This is a genomic window from Algoriphagus resistens (genome assembly GCF_001442615.1).
GTDB classification, from domain to species: domain Bacteria; phylum Bacteroidota; class Bacteroidia; order Cytophagales; family Cyclobacteriaceae; genus Algoriphagus; species Algoriphagus resistens.
In genome coordinates, this window is record NZ_LMXN01000001.1 from 215,987 (window position 1) to 241,489 (window position 25,503).

General features: G+C 42.5%; 23 protein-coding genes. 8 read left to right on the forward strand and 15 right to left on the reverse strand.

Going from position 1 to position 25,503, the window contains the following annotated elements:
- Positions 1–62: 62 nt before the first annotated feature.
- Positions 63–1,952, reverse strand: a complete 1,890-nt coding sequence (locus AS141_RS00750) for a CocE/NonD family hydrolase (protein WP_057935706.1) — start codon at positions 1,950–1,952, stop codon at positions 63–65.
- A gap of 237 nt (positions 1,953–2,189) precedes the next feature.
- Here AS141_RS00750 and fahA point away from each other — a divergent pair, with 237 nt between their 5' ends.
- Both fahA and AS141_RS00760 read left to right on the forward strand, forming a co-directional pair.
- A complete protein-coding gene (fahA, locus tag AS141_RS00755; RefSeq protein WP_198293475.1) occupies positions 2,190–3,458 on the forward strand; it encodes a fumarylacetoacetase in 1,269 nt (422 codons plus the stop codon).
- 265 nt (positions 3,459–3,723) lie between these two features.
- Complete coding sequence (locus tag AS141_RS00760) at positions 3,724–5,247, forward strand: hypothetical protein (RefSeq protein ID WP_057935707.1); 1,524 nt, start codon at positions 3,724–3,726, stop codon at positions 5,245–5,247.
- Positions 5,248–5,722: 475 nt separating this feature from the next.
- Here AS141_RS00760 and AS141_RS00765 read toward each other — a convergent pair whose 3' ends face one another.
- A complete protein-coding gene (locus AS141_RS00765) occupies positions 5,723–6,634 on the reverse strand; it encodes a sugar phosphate isomerase/epimerase family protein (RefSeq protein ID WP_057935708.1) in 912 nt (303 codons plus the stop codon).
- A 158-nt stretch (positions 6,635–6,792) separates the two neighbouring features.
- On the opposite strand from AS141_RS00765, the gene AS141_RS00770 reads away from it, so the two are divergent.
- Entirely contained in the window at positions 6,793–7,458 is a 666-nt protein-coding gene (locus tag AS141_RS00770; protein ID WP_057935709.1) for an FAD-binding oxidoreductase, read from the forward strand.
- Between the two features lie 136 nt (positions 7,459–7,594).
- Here AS141_RS00770 and AS141_RS00775 read toward each other — a convergent pair whose 3' ends face one another.
- Entirely contained in the window at positions 7,595–8,080 is a 486-nt protein-coding gene (locus tag AS141_RS00775) for a hypothetical protein (RefSeq protein WP_057935710.1), read from the reverse strand.
- A 115-nt stretch (positions 8,081–8,195) separates the two neighbouring features.
- Entirely contained in the window at positions 8,196–9,446 is a 1,251-nt protein-coding gene (locus AS141_RS00780; RefSeq protein ID WP_057935711.1) for a cation:proton antiporter, read from the reverse strand.
- A 217-nt stretch (positions 9,447–9,663) separates the two neighbouring features.
- Between AS141_RS00780 and AS141_RS00785 the strand changes: the two genes are divergently transcribed.
- On the forward strand, positions 9,664–10,131 hold the full coding sequence (locus tag AS141_RS00785) for a nuclear transport factor 2 family protein (RefSeq protein WP_057935712.1): 468 nt from the start codon (positions 9,664–9,666) through the stop codon (positions 10,129–10,131).
- 11 nt (positions 10,132–10,142) lie between these two features.
- Here AS141_RS00785 and AS141_RS00790 read toward each other — a convergent pair whose 3' ends face one another.
- The 8 genes from AS141_RS00790 to AS141_RS00825 form a co-directional block, all read right to left on the reverse strand.
- Positions 10,143–11,384, reverse strand: coding sequence for a DUF4153 domain-containing protein (locus AS141_RS00790; RefSeq protein ID WP_057935713.1), 1,242 nt, complete (start codon positions 11,382–11,384; stop codon positions 10,143–10,145).
- Between the two features lie 57 nt (positions 11,385–11,441).
- Positions 11,442–12,173, reverse strand: coding sequence for a DoxX family protein (locus AS141_RS00795; RefSeq protein WP_057936192.1), 732 nt, complete (start codon positions 12,171–12,173; stop codon positions 11,442–11,444).
- Positions 12,174–12,220: 47 nt separating this feature from the next.
- On the reverse strand, positions 12,221–12,547 hold the full coding sequence (locus AS141_RS00800) for a hypothetical protein (protein ID WP_057935714.1): 327 nt from the start codon (positions 12,545–12,547) through the stop codon (positions 12,221–12,223).
- A gap of 53 nt (positions 12,548–12,600) precedes the next feature.
- The gene (locus tag AS141_RS00805) at positions 12,601–12,894 is read right to left on the reverse strand and encodes a winged helix-turn-helix domain-containing protein (RefSeq protein WP_082632117.1); all 294 of its coding nucleotides are present in this window, start codon (positions 12,892–12,894) and stop codon (positions 12,601–12,603) included.
- 1 nt (position 12,895) lies between these two features.
- Complete coding sequence (locus tag AS141_RS00810) at positions 12,896–13,510, reverse strand: hypothetical protein (RefSeq protein WP_057935716.1); 615 nt, start codon at positions 13,508–13,510, stop codon at positions 12,896–12,898.
- 87 nt (positions 13,511–13,597) lie between these two features.
- Complete coding sequence (locus AS141_RS00815) at positions 13,598–14,044, reverse strand: nuclear transport factor 2 family protein (protein WP_157243346.1); 447 nt, start codon at positions 14,042–14,044, stop codon at positions 13,598–13,600.
- 287 nt (positions 14,045–14,331) lie between these two features.
- Entirely contained in the window at positions 14,332–15,168 is an 837-nt protein-coding gene (locus AS141_RS00820; protein WP_057935718.1) for an alpha/beta fold hydrolase, read from the reverse strand.
- Positions 15,169–15,210: 42 nt separating this feature from the next.
- On the reverse strand, positions 15,211–15,696 hold the full coding sequence (locus AS141_RS00825; RefSeq protein ID WP_057935719.1) for a thiol-disulfide oxidoreductase DCC family protein: 486 nt from the start codon (positions 15,694–15,696) through the stop codon (positions 15,211–15,213).
- Positions 15,697–16,052: 356 nt separating this feature from the next.
- On the opposite strand from AS141_RS00825, the gene AS141_RS00830 reads away from it, so the two are divergent.
- Both AS141_RS00830 and AS141_RS00840 read left to right on the forward strand, forming a co-directional pair.
- Positions 16,053–16,514 (forward strand): COG2426 family protein, encoded by a 462-nt coding sequence (locus AS141_RS00830; RefSeq protein WP_057935720.1) that lies wholly within the window; start codon positions 16,053–16,055, stop codon positions 16,512–16,514.
- Between the two features lie 456 nt (positions 16,515–16,970).
- Positions 16,971–17,378 carry a DUF4345 domain-containing protein gene (locus tag AS141_RS00840; RefSeq protein WP_057935722.1) on the forward strand — a complete coding sequence of 136 codons (408 nt, stop codon included), beginning with the start codon at positions 16,971–16,973 and terminating at the stop codon, positions 17,376–17,378.
- Positions 17,379–17,391: 13 nt separating this feature from the next.
- On the opposite strand, the gene AS141_RS00845 is transcribed toward AS141_RS00840, so the two are convergent.
- Complete coding sequence (locus AS141_RS00845) at positions 17,392–17,991, reverse strand: Crp/Fnr family transcriptional regulator (protein ID WP_057935723.1); 600 nt, start codon at positions 17,989–17,991, stop codon at positions 17,392–17,394.
- 172 nt (positions 17,992–18,163) lie between these two features.
- Between AS141_RS00845 and AS141_RS00850 the strand changes: the two genes are divergently transcribed.
- Entirely contained in the window at positions 18,164–19,039 is an 876-nt protein-coding gene (locus tag AS141_RS00850) for a carbon-nitrogen hydrolase (RefSeq protein WP_057935724.1), read from the forward strand.
- A 6-nt stretch (positions 19,040–19,045) separates the two neighbouring features.
- Entirely contained in the window at positions 19,046–20,119 is a 1,074-nt protein-coding gene (locus tag AS141_RS00855) for an agmatine deiminase family protein (protein WP_057935725.1), read from the forward strand.
- An 825-nt stretch (positions 20,120–20,944) separates the two neighbouring features.
- Here the strand turns inward: AS141_RS00855 and priA are convergent.
- Together priA and AS141_RS00870 are read right to left on the reverse strand one after the other, a co-directional pair.
- Complete coding sequence (gene priA, locus AS141_RS00865) at positions 20,945–23,464, reverse strand: replication restart helicase PriA (protein ID WP_057935726.1); 2,520 nt, start codon at positions 23,462–23,464, stop codon at positions 20,945–20,947.
- 5 nt (positions 23,465–23,469) lie between these two features.
- On the reverse strand, positions 23,470–25,497 hold the full coding sequence (locus AS141_RS00870; protein WP_057935727.1) for a thioredoxin domain-containing protein: 2,028 nt from the start codon (positions 25,495–25,497) through the stop codon (positions 23,470–23,472).
- Between the last annotated feature and the right edge of the window lie 6 nt (positions 25,498–25,503).

Genomic DNA, 25,503 nt, shown 5'->3' on the forward strand with positions numbered 1-25,503 from the left:
TGTAGTCTAAAATGAAAAAGGAAGTCTTTCCACTTCCTTTTCACACGCTATCATACTAACCGCTACTTCTTCACAATCGGCAGCACAATTCTACTCAGATTTTTACCTCCATGGTGTATGGAGTTGGTGGCGATGACGCCTTCGGTTTCATCGAAGTTATTTCCTCCGGTGTTCATGTTTCGATCGAATCTCGGGAAATTGGAACTGCTGACTTCGATGCGGATTTTATGGCCTTTATCAAAGTAGTTGGATGTGCTCATCGGGGTCATTTTTACTTCATACACTTTTCCCTCTTCCATCCATACTTCCTTATCGTAGCCTTCTCTGTAGCGGACCCGTTGGATCGTTTCGTCCAGATTGTAAGCTTTCCCGTCGGGATGCACATCGATCAGTTTGATCGTCACATCGGTGTCTTTGGCATCAGAGGATAGGTAAAGGTAGGATTCTATAAAGCCGGAAACTTCTATCCCTTCCTCCAATGCATCGGAAGTATAAACCAGAATGTCTTCCCGTTCCTCCATTTTGCTTTGGTCATAGGAGCCTCCATTCCCATCGATGGCATTTCCTGTGCAGCAGACATTTCCACCGTAGGAAGGCACCGGATTCGTGGGATCATATTGGAAGGTATCTGGAGTATCTTTTCTGGGCTTTTTGTAAGACAGTATGCCATCTCCGTTTAGGGTATTTGCTTTTCCTTCAGAGTCCAGGTACAGCTCAGTCATCACTGCTTCTGCAGGAGGCCAAACCTCCGATGTCTGCCATTTATTGGAACCCATGGTATAGTACTGGATTCTTGGAAGTTCTTCCACGGTTTCATTGTCTTCACTTTTTAGCCACTTGTCAAACCATGCCGTGATCATTTCATCGTAATTCAGGCGTGCATCGCCGACACTTAGATCTCCGACCATCGTGTTCTCAGTGGCGCGGGTATAGGAGCAGTGCAGTACGGGAGCGATCACCAGGTACTGATTGTCTCTCGCCATCTGGGAAACCGCATTTTCACGGGCATGATTGAAAAGCGCAATGTTCGGTCCGGTAGACACATCAAACCAGGACACAAACCAGAAGCTTGGGGTATCAAAAGGCATGTTTTCGTGATACAATCCACCTTCAAACCACTTTGGGTCATTTGGCTTTCTGGTAATCATTTCTTCGTAGATCCCTTTTGGCCCATGGGCAGCTTTGATAATATCCTGCACTGGAAGATGGCTAAGCCCTTCTTTCCAATCTACTTTGGGATATTCTGGAGACATATCGTAAAAACGCTGTAATCTTAGCAAGTCATTCTGGGAAATGCCTTTTGGAAGGCGGGGAGCCATGGGGTCCTGCTGCACACCGGAAAGCCAGGCTGTGAAAAGCATTTGCCCGGCGCCGCCGCGATACCAGTTTCCCTGCTCATTAAATTCACCTACTTTACCTACACCTGCGCCAAATCCTTGGGGTACCATCGCTGCCAACGAAGGATGATCTAGGGAAGCAACAGCCATTTGCCATTCTGCAGTAGAAGAGCAGCCCAATAAGCCAACTTTTCCATTGCTCCAGACTTGCTTGGACATCCACTCAAAAGCATCGTAACCATCTGTCAACGGGACACCCAGTATATCCCAGTCCCCTTCAGAGAAATATCTGCCACGCTCATTCTGGACTACGTAAGCATAGCCCTTTTTGACCCAATCCAAGGCTGTCTGCATGGTACGGGTATTTAATTCACCATTTCCCCAGGTATTGAAATTATAAGGCGTTCTGGAAAAGACGATGGGATATTTTCCTTCGCCTTTTGGCCTGTAAATATCCGTGGCCAGCCGGATGCCATCACGCATGGGCATCATGACTTTCTGATCTACGATAGCTACTTCATCCAGCCGATCGATAATGCTTTTTTCCTGAGAAAAAGAAACAGAAAAGACCATGACCAATAAGAGCGTCAGGAAGAGATTATAAAGATTTTTCATTTGCTTTGGATTTCGGTTTCAACCAAAGTTAGTAAAGAGATCGATTTGGCGGTAAGGAAAATGATAGCTGGTTGGTTTTATGATTTAGAATTAATTGAAATTTAGATTCTCAGGATCAAACATCAAGAAGCCAATGACTTATATGGAAGATATAAATATGAAATCTCAATCCTTCGTTTTTTAAACTTTTCATTTCATACATAAAGTCTAAATTTACGGTCACAAAGATTTTTACCCATGAGCGACAGCCCAACCAACACCCTGATTACTTGGGTGGAAGTGACAAAAAATTCTGATTTCACCATTTACAATCTTCCATTTGGGGTTTTTCAGAATAAACGACTTAGTTCACGTATAGGAATTGCAATCGGAGACAAGATTGTGGATTTGAGTGTCCTGGATCAGGAAGGATTCTTTTCAGATATGTTTTTGCCTGAGGGAGTCTTTTTAAGTGAATCCCTCAATGACCTGATTGGATTAGGTAAAGCGATTACCAAAAAAATAAGGGAGCGTGTTCAGGATCTGCTTTTGGCAGACAATGAGAAGCTGAGAGATCATTCTGCAAGGGGAAAGGTGATGGTAAACCGCAAGGAAGCCACCATGCTTTTGCCGGTGAAAATCGGAGATTACACAGACTTCTATAGCAGTATTGAACATGCTACCAACGTAGGGAAAATGTTTCGTGATCCAGAGCATGCGTTGTTGCCGAACTGGAAGCATCTTCCTGTAGGGTATCATGGAAGGGCATCTTCTATTATTCCTTCGGGAGTACCTATTACCAGACCAAAAGGGCAAACAAAGGATCCTGAGTCGGATTCTCCGGTATTTGGTCCCACCAAAAAGCTGGATTTTGAAGCGGAATTGGCATTTATTACAGGCAAACCCACTAAGCTTGGGGATTCGGTTTCCACCGCTGATGCTGAGGATTATATTTTCGGTTTTGTGCTTTTCAATGATTGGTCTGCCCGGGATATCCAAGCCTGGGAATATGTGCCTTTAGGTCCGTTTTTGGGGAAAAGCTTTGCTTCTTCTATTTCTCCGTGGGTGGTGACCCTGGAGGCTTTGGAGCAGTTTAAAGTAGCAGGACCTGTGCAGGAACCTGAGGTTTTGGACTATTTAAAATGTGATAAACCACACAGCTTCGATATTCAGCTTGAAATGTATATCCAGCCTGATGGAGAGAAAAGCAGCAAGGTATGCGCTTCCAATTTTAAAAATATGTACTGGAATGTGGCCCAACAACTGGCCCACCAAACGGTGAATGGTTGTAATATCAATGTGGGGGATATGATGGCTTCAGGGACAATCTCAGGTCAAGAGCCGGATTCGTATGGTTCGATGCTGGAGCTTTCCTGGAATGGAAAGGAATCCGTAAAACTCGAATCAGGTACAGAAAGGAAATTTATAGAAGATGGTGACACGGTGATAATGAAAGGATTTGCGGAGAAGGGGGATATCAGAGTTGGATTCGGAGAAGTAAAAGCCAAAGTACTTCCAGCCAAGTAATTTGCAAAAAATACTAATTTAAAACCCTGACTTAGTATAAGTCAGGGTTTTTTTGTGACCTTTTATATCCTGATTGTCTTATTGGTATTTAAATTTGCTGTGTATTGAATATCAATAGTTTGGAGTGGTTTTCCCAGGCTTTATTATTCATTGGTTCCCGATAGTTGTACCTTTTTTGACGACGAATCGGGATGTGATTTTCATACCTGTCTCACTTTTTTTGGGACAATTTTTCCTTTTCAAACTTTCTAAATTTTAAAAACAAATGGCTAAGCTTAGAAATTTATCTATTACAACCCCTCTTCTTTTTGCATTGCCCCTTCGTAGCACGTGGGCAGTGAATCCAGTAGACATCAACAAGCCTGTAATGGCCGGAGATTGGGAAGGCGCAGGCAGTCTCAAATTCTCCCGGGGATTTGTGATGGTCAAAAACGACGCGAATTTTCTGTACCTCATGCTTGACGTGGTGGCTGATACCGGGAATGATCCAGGTACCAACGATTACTTTTGGCTGACTTTTGACAATAACCGGGATAGGGCGATTACCTCCGGGGTGGATGTGAACTATGGTCTGTACCCAGGTCAAGCCAATAAACTCGGCAGACAGAAGTACCTTGGTCCCGGTCAATGGACAGGACTGCTGGCAGACCCTTCCAATTCTGCGGTAGTACAGGAATTCGGGGCCAGTCCAAACGGGGATGTTTCCCATAGGATATGGAAGTTCAGGTTAGAACTAAGCGAAATCAATGTGGCGCTTTCCTGGCCGTTGAGTACGCCCTATACTTATTTTGGTTTTAGGGTGAAATCCAGCAGCCCTGGATTTACGACAGATTTTCCTACTGATTTCTATAAGGATTTTACAAAGCTCAGGCAACTTGTTCTTTCTAGAAAGCCAAGTATACCTTCAGGTTCTTTAGGTCCTTTGATAGGAAGTGTAGGCTTAATTCCGGCAGGGAAAAATTCGGACGGTCAATTTATAATAAATCAAACAACTGGCCGTGCCACCACTGCTTCAGGATATTATCACTTTGTAGAAAACGCGGCTTTCGGTGGTACCTTGAATTTGATCGGCAACAGAACGAAACTCCAACAACTCTGGGCAGCGGGCAACAGAAAGTACAAAGTGGAAATCGCCGCTCCGGGTGGTTCATTTACGAAGTTGATCAGTAATTGGTCAAACTATCGTTGGACAGGATCAACGTATACGTTGGACTCCTTCGCCCCAAATGCATTGGGTTACTATCAGATGGCAAATCCCGGAATAGATTACTCGATTGATGATCTGCTTATCCAGTTTCCTACCGCTGGTCTTTTACCGGGTCTGTATAGTGTCAAAGTTACCTTTTATGTGGGGACAAGTTATACGGAGTTGGATTCTCAGATCTTGAAATTGTATATTGATAACCATGTGCCATCTACCATCATAGAAAGTGTGAAGCATGGAAGCAATGAAGTGTCTGCCTGTGCGATAGAAACTATAGGTGCAGCTCCCGATGGACTGAATTTCCGAATTACTGCAAATGATCCTGAAGGAAATCTCAGAGGTGTAAGCTTCTATGCGACCTATGGAACTGGTCTCTCCACTTCAATTTATTCTGAAGGATATACGCCAGCAAAAGGGAATTGGGCAGGATTTACCAATAAGCTGGTTCCTGCATCAGGTAATTGGCGGCCACCACAATCTTGCGCCTATAGTTTTGTGTTATCAGTCAGCGCCAGGACCACTAATGGGTACTCGTGGATAGGATATAACAATACCCATCGCAATCTGACGCTTTTATTAGGGTAAGGAATAAATGGTTTTCTGATGAAAAGCCACTTCTGATCGGGAGTGGTTTTTTTTTGTTGAACCGTGGGGAGTGCTGAGAGTTTACCAGCAAACCGCAAGTAATATTCCGTTCCTAGGAGAGGAACGAAAGTTTAGATACTTTACAAAAAGCAAGAAAAGAGTAGTGGGCTAGGGTGTTTTGCTTTTTAATTTAGTTTGAAAAATGACACTTGGATTTGTCAACCCCCTTTCTTGGAAGAGTTTTTTCCAGAGATTTTGTAGATCAAATAACCAATCCCAACTACAAAATGCAGGATTACTATCCCAACTATGATATAGATAAACGTATTACTCATATAGGGTTTAAGCTAGTAATTTACCAGTGAACTGTATTTGTTTTAGATTTTTGAAATGCAGAAAGCCACCCCGAGCATTTCGGAATGGCTTTTTGATGCAATGGTAAAAGTTAAACGTGTATCGATTTTAATCCCAACCCTTATTTGAAACCTATCTCTTCAAGTCCTTTATGGCTTATTTTGATGGCTTCCATAGGATCCAAACCGAAGGTCTGATCTTGTTCTACCAGGTAGAATTCCATTCCTGACTTGTCTTTTTCTGCCAGAATTCTCTTGAAATCAATGTTTCCGGTGCCTACAGGGGCAAAGTTTCCTTCTGCGTTCATATCTTTTACATGCCATGCAATGAACCTTCCCGGGTATTTTTCAAAGTAGGTTAGCGGATCCACCTCAGCTTTTTGTACCCAGAATAGATCCATCTGGAAGTTGACAAATTCAGGATTGCATTTTTCAAGTAGCAGGTCTTCGATAACAGTGCCGTCTTCCATCGTCTTAAATTCAAAGTCGTGGTTGTGGTAAAGAAGCTTGATTCCGGCCTGATTACATTTTTCGCCCAGCGTGTTCATGATAGTGACCAATTCATCGGGAGTTCCCTTCATGCCCATGCCTTCAGGCCCAAAAGTAAACATACCCATTGGAGGCACTGGGATAACAAAATATTCAATCCCTGCTGCTTTCACGTCAGCAATCAATTGATCTGCATTTTCCATATTCACCATTCCCATGTGCGCGCTTTTGACAGTCATTCCCAGGGATTCCACATAGGATTTGAATTCTGTCGGCGTCATACCATAGAACTTTCCGTCCTCATAATTTGCGGCCTCAACATAGGCATACCCTGCATCAGCTACCGCCTGAAGCGTGTTTTTCGGATTGCTCGCCATGGAGTCACGGACAGTATAGAGGGCTAATCCACCAAAACTCTTTGATTCAGTCTGGACTACTTCCGGAGTTTCTGTTGCTACTTCAGTGCTCTTTTCTGTACTGCAGGAAGTGAATGCAAGCGTCAGGGCGATCAGTAGTGTGAAATTTAATTTTAGGTTTTGTTTCATTTTAGGTTGGGTTTTTACGGTGGTCAAGATAACCAATTCATACTAATATTAAGGGCGAAACCGCGCATAGTATCTATAGAAAAGCAGATTATTCCGATGATAGCCAAACATAATCCCCCAATTTCGTTTGAAGAAATACAACCAACCACCGTACGGCCATGATTCATATGTTGAAAGTACTTGATATCCAGCCAGTGACACATAATGTGAAAAAATATAGGTTGGAAAAACCTAAGGGCTACTTCTTTATTCCGGGACAGGCAACCGAAGTGGCTGTCAATACGGCAAAATGGAAAAATGAATTCAGGCCTTTTACGTTTACCTCCCTACCGGAGGAAACCCACTTGGAATTTGTAATCAAATCCTACAGAGACCACGATGGGGTAACCAACCAGCTTGATAAACTGGAAATAGGAGATGAGCTGATCCTGGATGATGCCTGGGGAGCTATTCAATACAAAGGCAAGGGAGTCTTTATAGCGGGCGGGGCTGGGATCACCCCTTTTATCGGGATTTTCCGATCATTGGAAGAAAAGGATGAACTGATTGGAAACACCTTGCTTTTTGCCAACAAGACGAGTGGGGATGTAATTATGGAATCCTATTTCCGTAAAGCCTTAGGAAATGATTTCATCTCTGTTTTAGAAAATGAACAGATCGGTGGGCACCTGCACGGAAGGATAGACAAAGAATTCATAAAGAACCATATAAGGGATTTCAATCAGGAATTCTACGTCTGTGGCCCTGAACAAATGGTAAAGGATATCAGCAAAATCCTGAAGGAGCTGGGTGCAAAGCCCGAGGCGATTACATTTGAAAAATGATCAACACATCAATAGATGTTCACTTTTCCTCCAGTTCTGTGAAATGGTCTTGCGCCAGTTTCACATAGAATTCCGGAGGATTTGAGGCTATGCACTTCTTCAATGCTGCGATAGCTTCTGATTTAGGTCTTGATCTCTACTTAATTATAATTTCAGAATACGTACGGTTTGATTTACGATGAACAGCATTGATGTCCAGTATTTTCTCTTTCCTTGAGACTTTCGCAGAACGATACCCCAGGTCATTCATTAGCTTATTGAGCTTATCCTCATAGATCGCCAATTCAGGTTCTGATGAGTCCAACGTTTGAACCAGCCAAACCAGCATCGCTTTCATTTGGTAGAAATTACTTACGCATTTATCTGAGATAAATTGGTCAAAGAGTGTTTTTGCTTCATCCGATCTCTGTAGGGAGCCAAGACTTTTGAGTGTGTAAAGCAGAAGGTTTGAAAAATGAAAATCCTCTATTACCTTCCTTTTTTGCATCAAGGGTAAAAAATACATGATCGCTTTTTCATGCATTTGCTGATAGGCATAAATGTATCCAATCTGACTTTGGCATTCTAATTTGATTATTTTATCTGATTCATTTACAAGTAGGAAAGAGTTGAATCGGTCCACGAAAGCCAGGTCAAATTTTGATATACTACATTCGTAGGGTAAGGGCTTTACTGCCTCGTTTTTAGTTAGTTAGTATTTCTTTGTTTTTTCGGAACGGTAACGTTTCATTGGTGAATTAAGCTGATTTCATAGTTCTCGCTACCTTTTTCACCAACGGCCCAATGGTCAGTCCCTGTACAATAATTGAGAAAACAACGATCACGTAGGTCACAGTAAGGAAAAGTTCCCGCTCCATCTGAGGTTCAAGAGAGAGGGCTAAGGCAATGGAAATCCCGCCACGGATTCCTCCCCAGGTCATTATCAAGCCCGTTTTAGGAATGAAGTCCAGCCGTTCTTTGAAAATAGCTATGGGGCCGGCCATTGCTATGTATCTGGCAAGCAAGGATAAGGGAATCGCAATCAACCCAAAAATCAAATATTCTTCAGTGGCCGTAATAATTAACAGTTCAAGCCCGATCAGGACGAATAAAATAGCATTCAGCAGTACGTCAATCAGCTCCCAGAATTTATCCACATAATTATTTGTGGTTTCTGACCAGGCTATTTTCGGTGATTTATTACCAATAACTATTCCGGCGACCACTACAGCCAAAGGACCTGATACATGCAGGTAGTGCGCCAATCCTGAAAGCCCCATAACCAAGGCCAGTGTAATCATCACTTCGGTTTCATAGTGGTCAATCACTTTCATCAGCCTGAATGTCAGCCACCCTGTGATCAGCCCCAGACCGATTCCGCCTACCACTTCTTCGAGAAACAGTAAGCCTACCTCACCGGCACCCACAGAGTCGATTCCTTTTTGGGCAAGTTTGAAGATTACCAGAAATATCACAACGCCCACCCCATCATTAAAAAGGGATTCCCCTACAATTTTGACTTCCAGTTTTTTAGGGGCATCCGCATCTTTGAGGATTCCTAAAACAGCAATGGGGTCAGTAGGGGAGATCAGTGCACCGAACAAGAGGCAGTAGAGGTAGTCGATCCCATGTCCAAATGCTAAGAATACGAAGTACATCATGGTTCCCACAAGGAAGGTGGAAAGCGCTACTCCGATAGTGGCAAAAACTGCAATCGGGGCTTTCATGGCCCTCAGGGAATCCAGCTTGGTATGGAGAGCCCCGGCAAAAAGTAAAAAACTTAGCATAACGTCCAGGAGCACCGTTTCAAAATCGATAGAACCGATCAGCAACTCGGCCTCCTCTAAAAAAAAGTGATTGATTTTGCCTAAGGTAATAACCACCAGTGTAAATGCAATTGAAATAATCATCAGACCAATCGTAAAAGGCAGCTTCAAAAATTTGGTATTGATAAAAGCGAAAGCTGCGGAAAGAACAGTAAGAATGGTGATGATGCTAAAAATGTCCATTGGAGTAGTTCAATAAATACTTTTTTAAAGTACACTCATTTCTTCGATTGATCAATTTTGGACCTTATTAACTGAAGCCTGAAATCATTAAAATTGCTAACTTGAGGTGGATGAAATCTATTGTGGTAAAGAAATCTAGCATGACTCAAGGGTCACACGCACGGGATGGTTATCGATCTGCAAGATTCCATGTGATCAAGAAATCAATTATAAACGCATGAAATTCAATCTTTTAATTTTATTTGCTCTTGCTATGATAAGTTCTTGCTCCCCCAAGCGTGGGGATATGGGGGAAGCTGAAACTTTGGAAGTTGCAACCCAAATGCTGAATTACGATGAGCAAACCACCCAGCAGGTGGTCGACCATCACTTAGAAGCATTTATTGGAAATGATCTAGAAGAGGTGATGGCCGATTATACAGAAGAATCTATTCTGATCACACCTGATCGAACTTACCGGGGATTGGCAGAAATCCGCGAAAATTTTGTCAATGCATATGCCGCTTTGCCAAAGGATTCAACTACTGTTACGGTTTTGAAAAATGTGGCGGTGAAAGATGTAGGTTATATCATTTGGGAAGCAGATGCCCCGAAATTTGATTTTAAGGGTTGTTCAGACTCATTTATTGTTCATGACGGGAAAATTATCCGTCAGACGTTTATGGGCATGGTGGCTCTGAAATAAGCAACACCTGATTAGTGAAAGTTGAAAATCAAAGGGAAAAGAAATAGTACAATCGCCGCCCAGATGAAGTACACAGGAATATATAGTACGATAGTTTTTCCGACTTCTATGCCTTCATTTGTTCTGCTTACTGTTCTGAAGAGTTTGCGGCCGATCATCAAAAGGTGGATCAGCATCAGAATATTACTTCCCAAAACTGCCACCCTGTTTGGGGTAAATCCCCATTCGGCTATTCTAAATAGGATTGCAGACAAAGCGACTCCATTGACTATAATGGTGACGATGGACAGAAGAAACAAGATCCAGAAGTCTGTGCTGCTCTTTTTCTTTTCGGTACTTTCGGCTACAGAGAAAAAGATCAGTGCCATGACCCCGACTAGAAGAGCGTTAAAAAGCAGCAGAAAATCCCGGTCGGTGTAAGGATCTTTTCCGGAAAAGATAATTGCCCCCAGGTAAACTATAAGCATGATCAAAACGGCGGGGCTAAATAGTTTAGCGATGATTGGCGAAACCTTATTCACTAGCTGAGGGTTAGATCGGGTCAGTAGAGTAGCCAGGATAGGAATGGCCGGAAGTCCAAAAACCACCAGATTTTCCTGGAAGAATTTTTCGATATTGATATCAATCAGGTTAAAAAGCCCAAAGGTAATCCCTGATAAAATGCCTGCTGCTATTCCCAGTAAAGCTGACATCACTACGAGGTCTCCATTGAATCTTAGAAAATCCAATCTTTTGGTCAGGTTGTTGGGTTCATTTCCGGTAAAGGCTACTCCAATAAGAATCCAGAGCAATACTGGCAGATGAATACAAGCAAGGATCAGCGTGTCACTTTCTTTGTCGGGAAGTGAATTGATATAAATAAGGCATGCTGCCGAGAGGGCACTGATGATTGCTATGGTCTTTGGTGCAAGTTTGTTTTTCCAGGCAAAAAAGAAGGTTAGGAAAGGGAATATAATAAAAGCGATATTCCTTGGGTAGAAGAAGTCTTCTGAGACAGAAAAAGTAAATGGAATTCTGGCTATCATTCCGGCAAGAAATGCTGAAATGGCGACAAAAAGCAAGTCGTTTTTAGATCCCCAAGAAATAGAATTGGATTCATAGGTTAGCCGTTCATGCCAGATTTTGGCAGGGATGCTATCGGCAATTTCAGGATAAACGGAAGTAAAAGCAGTTTTGAAGTCAGACTTGTTCTTTCTGTAAAGATGCTCCAAAAAGGCTGGATCATCGATGTGGGATTTGATTTCTTGATGCATGGTAGATAGGGGAAAAGGAGTTTGTAAATGATAAATACTTGATTTCGGATTTATGTATTAGTGCTGATTCTTCATTTGGTAGAATCGATCAAGGCAGTTATCCAGGGGAGTGCCAACAGTATGAATACACTCGCAAAATTCAAATCCGGCTTCCTTGTTTTCTGTTCCGATGAACTGGGATCTGCAATCCGAAAGTGAATTCTGTGGCATAACCTCATGTCCAAAGAGGGAAAACCAAACCAAGAAAGCCATGGTGGAAAGTACTCCGACACAAAACATAACTGGGAATTTTGTTTCGTACTTCGCAGGTTTTGCCATGCTGACTTCTTTTGAATAGCGGGTGAATGGAAGTATGTATTTTAGTTTATCGTAGTGCCATGCCAGAAGGTAGAGGTTTGCCAAAACCATCAAAGGCGAAGTAACAAAGGAACCTACAAAGCGTACTGCAAAAGATAAAACCCAAATGTTTACCATAATGGGTAGGTATAACAATGCCCCTGATAAAACTGTGCGGGGAATTAGAAGTAAGATGGCAGCCAACACCTGGGCATAGCCGATGAAAGTATAGTAATAACCGGTATGGTGCAATGCTTCCAGATAGGCACCCATGGGATGGATTTCGGATAGGCCGCTGGCAAACCGTTCTCCGAGGATTTTTACCGTGCCCGCAACCAGAAACGCATAGGCGAGCAGGATTCGGCACACGAGTTGAAATATCCAGTGCCATCTGTTTTTCTTGATGCTGAAATAATACGCCTCCAGCTTTTCGGGTAACCTTGATAATGTCATTTGATTTAGGATTTTATACGTATCAGATGTAGTGGTTTTACATTGGGTCAATCCCAATGTCCTGTGACACTGAAAGCCAATACAGCACTGATCCAGATCGCTATGAAATAAATGAGGGTGCTGAACATTAGCGCTACCAGCTTTTTATTCCCTGTGGGAAACCAGACAAAGCCCATCAAATAGAAGAATAGGGCACCAAAAATACCCCCAAAAGGAATAAAGGTCAGTGGGATAAGCATCCATGCCTCGAAAAGATCTTCTTTTGTCAGGATAATAAATGCGAGCCAAGACAAGGGGATGCTAGCTCCGATCAGTCCGGCAACAAACGCAGATTTGGGTTTAAAACCTCGTAGAAATTCGATGTTAGTTTTCATAATTTAAACGTTTTGAAAGTGCTTTGTATTTCAAAGTGAAAATCTAAATTTTTTTAGTTTTTATTTTCCTTGATTAAATTTTCCAAGAATTCAAGGTGCTCTTGAAAAGCCATTTTGCCAGTTTCAGTAGCGGAGTAATTGGTCATTGTTTTTCTCCCGACAAAGGATTTATTGACTTGGATATATTCCTGTTTTTCAAGATTTTTCAGGTGAGAAGCCAGATTCCCGTCAGTCACCTCCAGGATTTCCTTGAAAGAATTGAAGTCATATTCCTCATTTACCATCAGGATAGACATGACACGAAGCCTGACGACATTTTCAAATGCTTTATCGTAATTCCCCTTCACGTTACCTGTCGTATTTGTAGTACATCATCGCCCCATAGATGATATGCAAAACCCCAAAACCAACCGCCCATAGAATCAATCCAAACCCAGGGAAGAAAGCTGATATAATTCCCAGAACCAATTGGCAATAGCCTAAGTATTTGATGTCATTCAAGGTGAAATTAGATGCATTCAGCAAGCCTAGACCATAGAATATCAACGTTGCCGGTGCTGCTACAACTAGATATCCTCTTGACATAAGCGCCAGGCAGAAAATAGCACCTACTAGTACAGGAATAAACAAAGCCTGCATAAAACGCCTGCTGGCCGGAGACCAAAATAAGTGGGCTCTTTTCCTGCTTTTATTTTGGCTCATAACCCAGGCTGTGCCAATCGACAGAAGCAAGACAATTGCAGCGGTAGTCAGCAATTTCCTTAAGATATCGTCCTGGTTAATTGTGTTGATGTCTGTCCCGAAGGGCATGTTTGGATAATAAATCCATCCGTATGCCATCCCGGCAGCAATCAGTGCGTAGGTACCCGCAAGAATTCCAGAAAGTCCGTTAAGAGACAGAAAGCGGGTACTCCGTTCCATCATGGATTTGATTTCGGCTAACTCTTGTTCTGGTTTTCTCATATTTAAAAGTACTTTGAGATACAAAGTAAAATCAAATATTTTAAACTTTACTATATCAGGAAAAATATTTTGATATTGAGATGAGTCTTATTCTTCTTCCGGGATCGCCATGGTGTGATTGCCTATCAACTGGCATTTCCCATTGATTTCCACATAAGTTCTCATAAAATGGTATTTGGTAGGAGTTGGGCCTCGATCTACCACAGTGAAGCCGGTAACAACCGCTGTGTTGCCGGTGATCGCAACTTTTACACCTTCCTGTATTCTGGACCGGGTGTCACTTGTGCCTTTTGCCGACTGGGTTTCTGCCCGTTTTACTACCGCTTCTTTCGTGTCTATCATCGAGGCATGGTTATGTACCCAAATGAAATCTTCTGCCAAGACATTCCTGAAAAATCCAGGGTCAGGATTTAGATTGCTTGCTTCCCATTGGGCGTCCAGTGCTTTGATGGATTCCGCTGTCATGCAGCGCTGCTGGGCTTTTGCGTAAAAACTAATCAGGACCAGCAAGGATAGAAGGGAGAGACGTTTCAATTTATCGGGATATTTGGTTTACAGAGATCAATATATGGGTTTTAAGAGAATGAACAGCAATAAAGCGGGATTTCATGTAAAGTAGCCTGCGTTAAAAATAATTTTAGGAAGAAATTCTCTGCCTCATTATTTTGGCTGTATAATTCTGGTTAACCATGGAAGAACAAGAAGTTTGAATTGGTTTATGCTGCAGTCTATGGAGAGCGGTGGAAATTCACAGAAAGCCCAACTGCCTCCGAAAAATTATAGGATGAAACTTATACACTGGGAAGCCTTCATAATTAATTTCATGGATTGATCTGGATTTTCAATAGATCCAGCACGGCGCTGATGACCAATTCCGGCTCATCAAGCTGTATAAAATGACCGCTTTCGGATGTTGTAATGATTTTTAATCGGGGAATTTGATGTTGAAGTCCACGGTTTAGCTCCTGCTTTATTCTTATTACCTCCCCGGTCAGTAAAGCAGCCTGGTTAAGACGTGCTGACTCTATCAGTACAACAGGTATTGAAGAAGGTACTTTGTTTTTTCTCATGTAGCTGTCCCAGGATCTCCGGGAAGCTATTTCAGCTTGAAATCCCAGGGGTGAAGCTGGATCAGGCGTATGGATCAGACTGTCTAAGTGTCTACGCTCTTCTTGCGGAAAAGTAAGTAAAACCCGTTCTGTCAAGTACTCATTTCCAGGGTCAATCAATACCATGCCGTTAACTTTTTCAGGATATTTTTCGGCAAAATCCCTTGCTACAAATCCCCCCAGGGAGTGGCCTACCAAAAGTATGTTGTCTTTTGTTTCTGTCTTATCCAAAATAACCAGGAGTTCCGAAGTCATATTTTCAACAGTTCGCGGTACACAGCGCATTTCAGATTTTCCGATTCCGGGCTTATCATAGGATAATGTTCTGGTCACCTGTGCAATTTCTTTTTGGACTGGCTTAAAGTCCTCAAGATTACTTCCTGCTCCGGTAATGAATACAACGGTGGGTGTCCCTGATCCCGCTAAAAAGACATGTTGGTTCTTTCCTTCAACCGGGATTTTCTGAACTCCTGTTGGCAATGCTGCATTACAGCAGAGCATAAGAAAAAAACAGGGCAGATGGGTAAGTGCTAAAAATTTTGTTTTCATACTAACGCTTTTCTATAGCATTGCTTCTTGGTTAAAAATTTTTTACCCAGAGGAAAGATAGATCAAAATTGACAAAATCCCCAGTATGCAGATGAACCAGAATATCCAATACGGTTTTCTCTTGAGTGGATTTTTGCCCCAGAAAGCCCAGGTGAGCTTCATCATTAGCCGTCGGTTTTTTGCGATCCAGTTGTATGTGTGGTCACTAAGTTTTTGAAAAGTGCCAGCGCTTTCATATCGGCTATGCCAGTGTTTTTTTGGATTTTTGAAATACCAGAATGTCCGATATGCGGAATCCGGCCCACTGAATACAGAACCGTCTGCCTCAATCAGTCGAGAGGCTTTCTTAAATTCTTTCAGTGGGATATCCGGGAATTCGGAGGCAACTTCTTGGAAAGTCTTGTAGGTCAAACCATCTGTTTTGCTCTTCCAAACCAGGATCCAATACCTACAAAAGGCACATTCTCCGTCCCAGATAAATAAAGGCTGTTTGGGAGGATTGGAAGTTTTTTGGAACGTGGTGAACATTAGCTAATATAGAAGGTAAAACGATTGAGTTTGGAATACTGGTACGGATTTAAACAGTGAATGATTTAATGTTTTTTTTGGGTGTAAGGAAATATCCTTCCGCTTCTGTTATCGGTTTATATGAAATCCATTACTAGGATATTAGCTTTTCTCACAGTAATGCAATAAAAGCTTCGTAGTGTTCTGGAACACTGGAGTTATAGGCCATTTTGGTCACCCTTCTTCTGTCTTCCGTCCAGTATGCCAAAGAAAATCACGGAACTGGCATCATTGCGTATAATCACATAATTAGTCATAGATTTTCCATTATTCATACTCCGAAACTGATTACTTTTGCGGCGTTTAATTACTAATGGATGTTATTAGATTTATTTACCGCAATGCTTTGGAGCATTTCCCCTTTTGGGGAGGCTAAAGTCGGAATTCCTTATGCCATACTCAAGGGTGTGAATATTTATCTGGCTTTTATTTGTAGCTTTTTAGCCAATTTATTGGTCTTTCCCATAATGAATTTCTTTCTTGATGTAGTCAACAGGTACTTTTTTAAGTGGTATTATTACAAAAAAGCTGCAATTTTCGTAGGTCGCCGCGCAAAAGCGGGTGCAGGAAAAAATGTTAAGAAATATGGTTTTTGGGGCCTGATGGTTTTCGTGGCAATGCCCATCCCAGGAACTGGGGTTTATGCCGGAACTATTGCCGGGTATCTTTTTGGATTGGAGCGGAAGAAGGCATTTTTTGCAAATGCCATAGGCATATTCATTTCGTGCGTAATTGTTTGGGTCGCTACTTTGACAGCGATGCAGGGGTTTAACAATTGACGAGCCTATCAGCCTATTCAGACCTCAATTATTTCATATCGGACTGTTAGTTTATCCATAGAAGAGTTTACAAATGCTGTTCAGCCAGAAGGGAGTAGCTGGCTTATCTTTCAGTTTCTTCTTCTGAAATAATTCTTTGGACGGTTTTATACGTTTCAGTTTCCGGCAGTCTCTCCTTTTTCTGGACAATTATCAGCACACTGATGATCTCCATTGCCTGAAGCCAATAATTCAGTCCACTAGATGTAGCAAAAGATGGTTTGGATATTGGCCAGAATTTACTTCCAATAACCATCCATTAATTCTTCATCCGTCTCAAGTCAGTTTATTTGATTAAAGTGTCATTTTATCTAGAATCCTATTTGGAAAACATGTGTTTCTTACCCAAAGTCAAGAGATTTGAAATTTCCAAGGAAGATATTTGAGTTATCAGTTAATATTTCAAACTATCATTTTATGGAAAAAATCAAATTCATTCGAGTTGCTTTATTTTTGTTTGGTTTTATTGCTACCGGAATTGGTGGTGCTCTTTTATTTTTCCCAGTATCTTTTGAAGCTTCTGCGGGTATTGTACTTGATGAAAACATCAGCCTATTAAGCGAAATAAGAGCTTACGGAGGCATTATATTATCAGGTGGGATTATTGTTTTTTTGGGTAGCTTTTTCGATAAATTACTACTGATATCCAGTGGGGTGTCGAGTCTGTTTTATCTGTCTCTAGGGTTGTCCCGCCTAATAAGCCTGTTTATTGACGGGGTTCCTTCCCAGGCTTTGGTGACCGCAGGCATAGCTGAAATACTAATCGGTCTGGTCAGTTTACTTATGTTTCTGAAAATAGACAAACAAGACCCTTTCAGATTATAGCAGCATTTCGATTTTATTCAAGGCGGGATTTACTTTGATGTTTCACTAAAATTCTTTTTCTGATTCTACTGAAAGATTCGGGTGTCACACCTATATAGCTGGCTAATTGGTGCAGCGGAACCCTGCTTAATAGGCCAGGTTGATTTTTTAGTAAATCCTGATACCTTTCTTCCGGTGAATAGTTAATCAAAGATGACAGATGCTCCTGTGTCTTGGCGAAGTCATGAGTCATTAGATTATGTATCAAATAGTTAAGTGATGGATAATGTTCATGCAGTTTTTGTTCATCTTCTCGAGTCCCTGTAGTTAAGAGGCAGTCTTGCACGCAGGAGAGATAATGTTTGGAAGGCTCCCTGCCCATATAGCTTGCGTATAAAACGGCGGGTTGTTCTTCAGTAAAGAATGCGATTGTCTTTTCTGTCCCATCCACTAATTGGTATTGCCTTACACAACCACTCAAAACAAAATAGCATGTATTACAGACCTCCCCTTCCCGGAGGAGAACTGTTCCTTTCTTAAAATATCCCAGCTTGGTATTTTCTACAATAGCATTTATTTCAACTTGGGTAAAAGTATCAAACTTGGACATGAATTTTCTCAATGCTTCTTTCATTCGATCGTTACTTTTAACGAATACAACGGCCAAGTTTAAACGCGAGTTTCGGGCCAATTCCCTATCCGATTGTGCTAATTTAGATGTGAAAATACTCAAATTTCAAAATCTCCATTTGGGATTGGCAATACGCAAAAGTATCTTTACACCTCATTCATCAAAATGATCTATTGTGGCAAATAAAACTGTAAAAGTGGGTTTAGTCCAGTTGAGTTGCTCTCCGGATGTGACCGAAAATATGGCCAAAACCATTGCAGGAGTGCGTGAAGCGGCAGCAAAAGGTGCTCAGGTGGTGGTTCTTCAGGAGCTTTTTCGCTCTCTCTATTTTTGTGATGTGGAAGACTATGAAAACTTCAAACTTGCCGAAGCGATTCCCGGTCCGTCTACCGAGACACTTGGCGATCTCGCCCAAGAACTGGGAGTGGTGATCGTCGCTTCTCTTTTTGAGAAAAGGGCAGAGGGGTTGTACCATAATACCACAGCAGTTTTGGATGCAGATGGAGCTTATTTAGGCAAATACAGAAAGATGCACATCCCTGATGATCCGGGGTATTTTGAGAAGTTTTATTTCACTCCGGGAGATCTTGGGTATAAAGTTTTTCCAACCAAATTCGGTAATATCGGAGTGTTGATCTGCTGGGATCAGTGGTATCCGGAGGCAGCGAGGATTACAGCGTTGAAGGGAGCTGATTTCTTGGTATATCCTACGGCTATCGGCTGGCACAAGGATCAGGCACCTGATGTCAATGACGAGCAATACGGAGCCTGGCAGACCATTCAGCGCTCCCATGCGGTGGCAAATGGTATTCCGGTAGTTTCTGTCAACCGCTGCGGGAATGAAGGTGATATGAAATTCTGGGGCGGTTCTTTTGTATCCAATCCTTTTGGAAGAATCATCTTCAAAGCCAGCCATGACGAGGAGCAAATCCACGTGGAGGAACTTGATTTTGGGAAATCTGACCAGTACAGAACGCACTGGCCTTTCCTCAGAGATCGCCGCATTGACTCTTATCAGCCAATTACCAAACGATTCCTTGACGAAGAATAGCCATTCATGACAGATATCTTTGCACTTGCCGATTCTGGTGAGAAAACACCGGCTGAATTGGGGTATTATTTTCCCGCAGAATATGCACCACATACGGCCACCTGGCTGAGCTGGCCTCACAAGGAGGAGTCCTGGCCTAGGAAAATTGCTACTGTTTATGCTCCATATTCTGAGTTTATCAAATATGTGGCATTAGGTGAAACCGTCAATATCAATGTGACAGACCAGGCCATGAAGGAGTTTGCTTTGTCGCACCTGGAAAAAGCAGGAGTGAACTTAAGAAATATCCGATTTCATTTTTTTCCAACTAACGATGCGTGGTGTAGAGACCATGGGCCTGCATTTCTGATTAATCCAGATGCCGAGGTGAAGAAAGTGCTGGTGAAATGGGATTACAATGCCTGGGGAGAGAAATACCCTCCACATGATCTTGATAATCAGATACCCATCAAAATCGCTGCTGAATTGCATATTCCATGTTTTAAACCAGGAATTGTCATGGAAGGTGGTTCTGTGGAATTTAACGGAAAGGGAACACTTTTGACCTCAGAGGCCTGCTTATTGAATGAAAATAGAAATCCACATCTCAATCAAGGGCAAATCGAACGGTATCTTCAGGATTTTTATGGTGTAAATCAGATCCTTTGGGTAGGGGACGGAATCGTCGGCGATGATACTGATGGACACATTGATGACATTACCCGCTTTGTCAACGAAGACACGGTTTTGACAGTGGTAGAGGAAAATAAATCAGACGAAAATCATCGTCTATTGCAGGAAAACCTGGAGCGCTTACATAAAATGCGTTTGGAAAATGGTAAGCAGCTTAACGTGGTGGAACTTCCTATGCCTTCCCCTGTAATCTGGGATAACCAACGATTGCCGGCTTCTTATGCCAATTTCTACATAGCAAATCAGGCGGTGGTCGTACCGACATTTAGGGATATAAAAGATCAGGTAGCATTGGATATCATTTCAGCTTGCTTTCCTGACCGTAGAGTAGTTGGGGTAGATTCTACTGATATTATATGGGGTCTGGGTAGTTTTCATTGCCTGAGCCAACAGGAGCCGTCGGTGTAGTAAAAGTATTCCGTAAGTGAGTAGGGGGGCAAAGAAAATTGTGTGCTTTAAATTATTGTCATCCAGTAATTAAGCGATACGATTTTACTAGTATGAAAATGGGTACTGTCAAAATTGGTGTTTGCTTGATTCTGAAGAAGAATATGATCGTGCAGTTGCCCACTATGAATAGCTAAAGACGGCGAAAAAAGGAGGGGAAGCGCATAAAAAAAAGCTTTTGGTGTATTTGATTTCTGATTATGAGAGCAAACAATGGGATTTGCCAGAGGTAGATCCTGTAGAAATGATCAAAATCAGAATGGGGGATTTAGGCTATAAATGCGGCGACTCTGGCCAGAAAAATATGGAGACAAAGTAACTAGTAGTAAAGTACTGAACTATAAGCACTCACTTTCACTGACTATGATCAGGAAATTTAGTCATTAGCTTAAAATACAGGCAGAATGGCTTATTAAAGAGTATCCTATAAAAAAGGCTGTGTGAAAAAAAATGAATATGTAGAAATAAATAATAAGGTCTATTGCTTAAGCACTTCTATCAATTCTTCAGGGGTTAGCACCTGTAGATACGGTATTGAAAGTTTGAGAAGATACCGGTCTGAGGTTACAATAGCATCGATGGGTTGATTTAGGCAGATAAAATAATGAACAGAATCTCCAATGTCTGTGTGGTTAGATTGAATTACCGAATGGAATGAATTTTGATCTCCTTCTAACAATGTGACTTTTACACAAATAACTCCGATTATATCTTTACAGACAAAAAGTTCATACGGTTTAAAAAGGCATTCGTAATCTATCAATTTTCCGATTTTTCAATCTTTATTTACGAAGGATCCACATCCACCACAAAACGCACAGATCGAAACTCGGGTCTGGATTTCAATTCCTCAGTGATTTTCCAGAGCTGTTCTTTAAAGGTCACAGACGTATTCCCTGATCGATCAAGTTTGATCAAACTCTCAAATTGGTATTGGTTCTTGATTCTGGCAATAATGCCCTTTTCCGGGCCTAGTATGATCTTTTTAACCGGGATTTCCGCCATGCCATGATGAAGGTTTAGCGCAGCTTTTTCCGCTACTTTATAGTCTGCATGTCGTGTAGTGATCTTTACCAGTTTCACAAAAGGCGGATAGTAAAACTTCTTCCTGTCATGAATCTCATGGTTGAAAAACTCAAAGTAATCCCCCCTGATCACCTGCGCATAAATTTGGGTTTCAGGATTTCTGGTTTGTACGATCACCTGGCCCTGCGTTTCTCTTCTGCCAGCTCTGCCAGCAACTTGGGTGATTTGCTGATAGGCTCTTTCACCCGCGCGGAAATCAGGGAAATTCAGGATCCTATCCCCATCCCAGATTCCCACTACAGTCACCCTGCCAAAATCCAAGCCTTTGGTAATCATCTGAGTTCCTACGAGAATATCCAGATTCCCCGACCCAAACTCATCTAACAACCGCTGGTATCCATGCTTATTCCGGGTTGTATCCAGATCCATTCTGCCGATTCTTGCTTCGGGAAAGAGCAGACTCAGGGATTCCTCGATCCGTTCGGTTCCCATTCCCATAGTGCTCAGTTGTGTACTTCCGCAGGCAGGGCAAGAGCTAGGCACTTTCTCTTTGTATCCACAATAATGGCAGCGTAGTTCTGCGGAGAATTGATGATAGGTGAGACTCACATCGCATTGCACACACTGTCCCGTCCACCCACAGTCCTCGCACTGTATGTATGGTGAGTATCCTCTGCGGTTTTGGAAAATCAGGACCTGCTCATGCATTGCCAAAGCATCTTGGATTTTCTCCCTTAGGATTCGCGTGGTGTCAAGCTTGAGCAAGTTTTTTCGCTTGTCTGCTGCCAAATCAGCCAGATGAAAATGAGGCATGCTGGCATCCCCAAATCGGTGGGTCAATTCCACATAACCAAATTTACCCTGACTGGCATTGAAATACGATTCAAAGGATGGTGTGGCTGACCCTAGAAGTGTTCTGGCTTGGTGAAAATTAGCTAGCATAATCGCAGAATCCCGAGCCTGAAATCTCGGTGCCGGATCAAATTGCTTGTAGCTGGATTCATGCTCCTCATCTACGATAATCAGCCCTAGACTATCAAAGGGCAGGAAAATAGAGGATCGCACTCCCACCACAAAGGAAAATCTTCCACTTAAAACCCCATTCCAGACTTCTACGCGCTCATTGTCCGAATATTTTGAGTGGTAAACGCCCATTTGGCTTCCGAAGACTTTCCTCAGCCGGGTGACAATCTGTGTGGTGAGGGCGATTTCAGGTAAAAGCAATAATACCTGCGAACCGCTTTCCAGCACTTCTTTGATCATCTGGATGTATATTTCAGTCTTTCCGCTGCCCGTCACACCATGCAGTAAGACGGACTGCTTGCTTTCAAATTGATGTTTGATTTCCTCGAAAGCTACCTGCTGGCTGGAGGAAAGTACCGCAGGTTCGGATGCTGGCTCTTCCTCAGCAAGGCGGTTTACTACTACCTTGAACGATTCAAAAATCCCATTCTTTATGAGTGTTTTCAATGAACTTTCAGAATCTCCCTCTTCCAGTAAAGTCGCTTTGTCCAATCCTATTTCATTGGACTTCGGCGTTTGGAGAAAGGGAACATCCCTTAAGTATTTGAGTAGAATTGATTCTTGTTTGGGTTTACCCTCCAGGTCTTCAAAAATAATCTGTAAAGCAGTTTTACCCGCAGCTATATCAGGAGTCAGTCGAATTCTGGTTTCTACTTTTGGTGTGTATTTTTCCTGAACTTTCTCAAAAATCAAGATTGCTTCTTTTTTGACTAGACTTTTGAGAATTGGGTGAATACTCTTGATAGAGAGTACTTTTTCGCAATCATCATACGAAAGTTCAGGTTTGTTCTCTAGTGCATCTAAGATCAAAATCTCCCGATCATCCAGGGGATAAGAATTGGATTCTCTGTCAAAATTCGGATTGAGCTGCACTTTACTTTCGCTGCTCAGTCTTAAGCCTGAAGGAAGAGCAGCATACATCACTTCCCCGATATGGCAGCAGTAGTACGCTGCCATCCAAACCCAAAATCGGATTTGTATTGGGTTCACGCTAGGGGTATCATCCAAAACTTCGAGAATTGGCTTAGCCTGGTATGCCTGTGGAGGTTTATTGTGTACTTTCCCTACTATTCCGGTGAGGACCTTTTTCTTCCCAAACTGCACAATCACGCGAGCGCCAAGATTTATCCCGGATTGCATAGAATAGGGGATGCAGTAAGTGAACATTCGAGGAATCGGAACGGGCAGAATGATATCTGCGAAATTATTTCCGCTTTCAGGTGGGAACAGATCTTGATCTCCAAACAGGCTTTCCACTAGTCTTAGGCTAAATAGGGGAGTTGAGAAATGGCTTCTTCGCGTGTACTTACCGGTCTTCGGCAGGCATGATCGAAGCAGACATAAATTAAGGCATTTCCTTTCGGATCAGGGGTTTTGTCGGAAAGAATAGCGGCATTTTCTGTCAAAGAATCTGAGAAGGCCAAGATCATGTTGGGTAAATAGGTTCTTTGGAGCTCCCTTGCCTTCTGGGAAGCGCCATTTCCTATGATGGCTATTTCGGCCGTTGGTACAAGCTTTTCCAAAAATAGGCTTGCCCAATTGCAGAGGAATCCTGGTTCCCGGAGAATTAATTCCTTCATTCCCCCCAGCATTTTTGAGGCGATTTCCGTATATTTTTCTTCGTAGGTGAAAAGTGATAGTCGATGAAGATTCCTTGCCATCATCGAATTAGATGCAGGGATTACGTTGTCGAAAAGTTCCTTTTTATTGGCGATTAATTTCTCAGCACTGGGGTTGTTGAAAAAGAAAAATCCATCTGTCTCATCGTGGAATTCAACCAGGCAATAATCCGTCAAAGGTCTCGCCAAATCCAGCCAGCGTGCATCCCCCGTGGCTTCAAAAGCCATCAAAGACGCCCGGATTACCGCGGCATAATCTTCCAAAAAACCCGGAGTATATGCACTACCGTTTTTATAGGCCCGGTGCAAAATCCCATTGATCAACAGCTTTTCCTGTAGAAATTCCAGATTGGCTATGGCCAAGTCCAGCATTCGTTTTTCGCCGGTAGCATAATATGCCTGGATCAGTCCCGCACTCATAAGACCATTCCATCCGCTAAGGATTTTATCGTCTTTGCCAGGGAAGACTCGCTGGTTCCTGACTTCCAGAAGTTGGGCTTTTACTTCTTTTAATCTGGATTGGAATTCTTCGAGACTCATCCCATATTCTTCCGCTACTTTCTGTTCACTTTCTGTCTGAAAAAGAATATTTACTCCATCTTCCCAGTTCCCCTCGGGCTTGAGATTGTAAAGTCTACTAAACCAAGGCAATTCCACAGGGATCAATTCCTGCAATTCCGTAAATGTCCAAACATAAAACTTGCCTTCCACACCTTCCGAATCAGCATCTTGAGCTGCATGGAACCCGCCCTCTCCATTCCCCATTTCTACTTCCAGCCAAGCGACTGTTTCTGTTATTTTTTCCTTAAAAAAACTGTCTCCACTTATCTGATAGGCTTTTGAATACAATTCTAGCAATTGTCCATTGTCGTAAAGCATCTTTTCAAAATGAGGAGCAAACCATTCCCCGTCCACGGAGTATCGTGCAAATCCACCCCGCAACTGATCGTAGATTCCTCCCATACCTATCTTGCGAAGCGTGAAAAGGACTTGATTAATCAGTTTATCATCCCGGCGAAGTAAGGCAAAGTCTAATAGAAAACTCCAAATTGCGGGCATGGGGAATTTCGGAGCTCGCTTCATTCCCCCCCATTCGGAATCGAGTTGTGAAGTGATTTTGGCTACAATCTCTGCAAGCTCATCCGGATCGAGTTCTTGATCACTTGATGAAATCTCGTATTTCTCTGTTTCCTTTCGATTCAGACTGGCACCAAATCCCTCAGCACTCTCGGCCAGTTGGTCTTCATGCTTTTCAAAGGCGTCTGCGATGTTCGCCAGTAGCCCTTTCCATTGCTGATTCGGGAAATAAGTACCACCGTAAAATGGTTTCTGATTGGGCATCAGGAACACGTTGAGTGGCCAGCCTCCCTGTAACCCCATTGCCTGGACTGCATCCATGTAAATATTGTCAATGTCAGGGCGTTCTTCCCTGTCGATTTTGATGCAGATAAAATGCGCATTCATCAGCTCAGCTGTAGCTTCATCTTCGAAACTTTCCCGCTCCATAACATGGCACCAATGGCAAGCTGAATAGCCGATGGATACCAAAATCGGCTTATTTTCACTCGTTGCTTTTTCCAATGCCTCAGCACCCCAAGGATACCAATCCACAGGATTGTTGGCGTGTTGGAGTAGGTAGGGAGATTGGGAATGGAGTAGGCGATTGGACATGTTTGT

Bases quoted from the DNA above. Each gene is read 5' to 3' on its own strand.
- AS141_RS00790 (WP_057935713.1), bottom strand. From the start codon at position 11,384: ATGCATCAAGAAATCAAATCCCACATCGATGATCCAGCCTTTTTGGAG.
- AS141_RS00820 (WP_057935718.1), bottom strand. From the start codon at position 15,168: ATGAAAACAAAATTTTTAGCACTTACCCATCTGCCCTGTTTTTTTCTT.
- AS141_RS00845 (WP_057935723.1), bottom strand. From the start codon at position 17,991: ATGAAAGAAGCATTGAGAAAATTCATGTCCAAGTTTGATACTTTTACC.
- AS141_RS00785 (WP_057935712.1), top strand. From the start codon at position 9,664: ATGAAATTCAATCTTTTAATTTTATTTGCTCTTGCTATGATAAGTTCT.
- AS141_RS00795 (WP_057936192.1), bottom strand. From the start codon at position 12,173: ATGACATTATCAAGGTTACCCGAAAAGCTGGAGGCGTATTATTTCAGC.
- AS141_RS00825 (WP_057935719.1), bottom strand. From the start codon at position 15,696: ATGTTCACCACGTTCCAAAAAACTTCCAATCCTCCCAAACAGCCTTTA.
- AS141_RS00770 (WP_057935709.1), top strand. From the start codon at position 6,793: ATGATTCATATGTTGAAAGTACTTGATATCCAGCCAGTGACACATAAT.
- AS141_RS00830 (WP_057935720.1), top strand. From the start codon at position 16,053: ATGTTATTAGATTTATTTACCGCAATGCTTTGGAGCATTTCCCCTTTT.
- AS141_RS00765 (WP_057935708.1), bottom strand. From the start codon at position 6,634: ATGAAACAAAACCTAAAATTAAATTTCACACTACTGATCGCCCTGACG.
- AS141_RS00750 (WP_057935706.1), bottom strand. From the start codon at position 1,952: ATGAAAAATCTTTATAATCTCTTCCTGACGCTCTTATTGGTCATGGTC.
- AS141_RS00800 (WP_057935714.1), bottom strand. From the start codon at position 12,547: ATGAAAACTAACATCGAATTTCTACGAGGTTTTAAACCCAAATCTGCG.
- AS141_RS00760 (WP_057935707.1), top strand. From the start codon at position 3,724: ATGGCTAAGCTTAGAAATTTATCTATTACAACCCCTCTTCTTTTTGCA.
- fahA (WP_198293475.1), top strand. From the start codon at position 2,190: ATGAGCGACAGCCCAACCAACACCCTGATTACTTGGGTGGAAGTGACA.
- AS141_RS00810 (WP_057935716.1), bottom strand. From the start codon at position 13,510: ATGAGAAAACCAGAACAAGAGTTAGCCGAAATCAAATCCATGATGGAA.
- AS141_RS00780 (WP_057935711.1), bottom strand. From the start codon at position 9,446: ATGGACATTTTTAGCATCATCACCATTCTTACTGTTCTTTCCGCAGCT.
- AS141_RS00840 (WP_057935722.1), top strand. From the start codon at position 16,971: ATGGAAAAAATCAAATTCATTCGAGTTGCTTTATTTTTGTTTGGTTTT.
- AS141_RS00870 (WP_057935727.1), bottom strand. From the start codon at position 25,497: ATGTCCAATCGCCTACTCCATTCCCAATCTCCCTACCTACTCCAACAC.
- AS141_RS00855 (WP_057935725.1), top strand. From the start codon at position 19,046: ATGACAGATATCTTTGCACTTGCCGATTCTGGTGAGAAAACACCGGCT.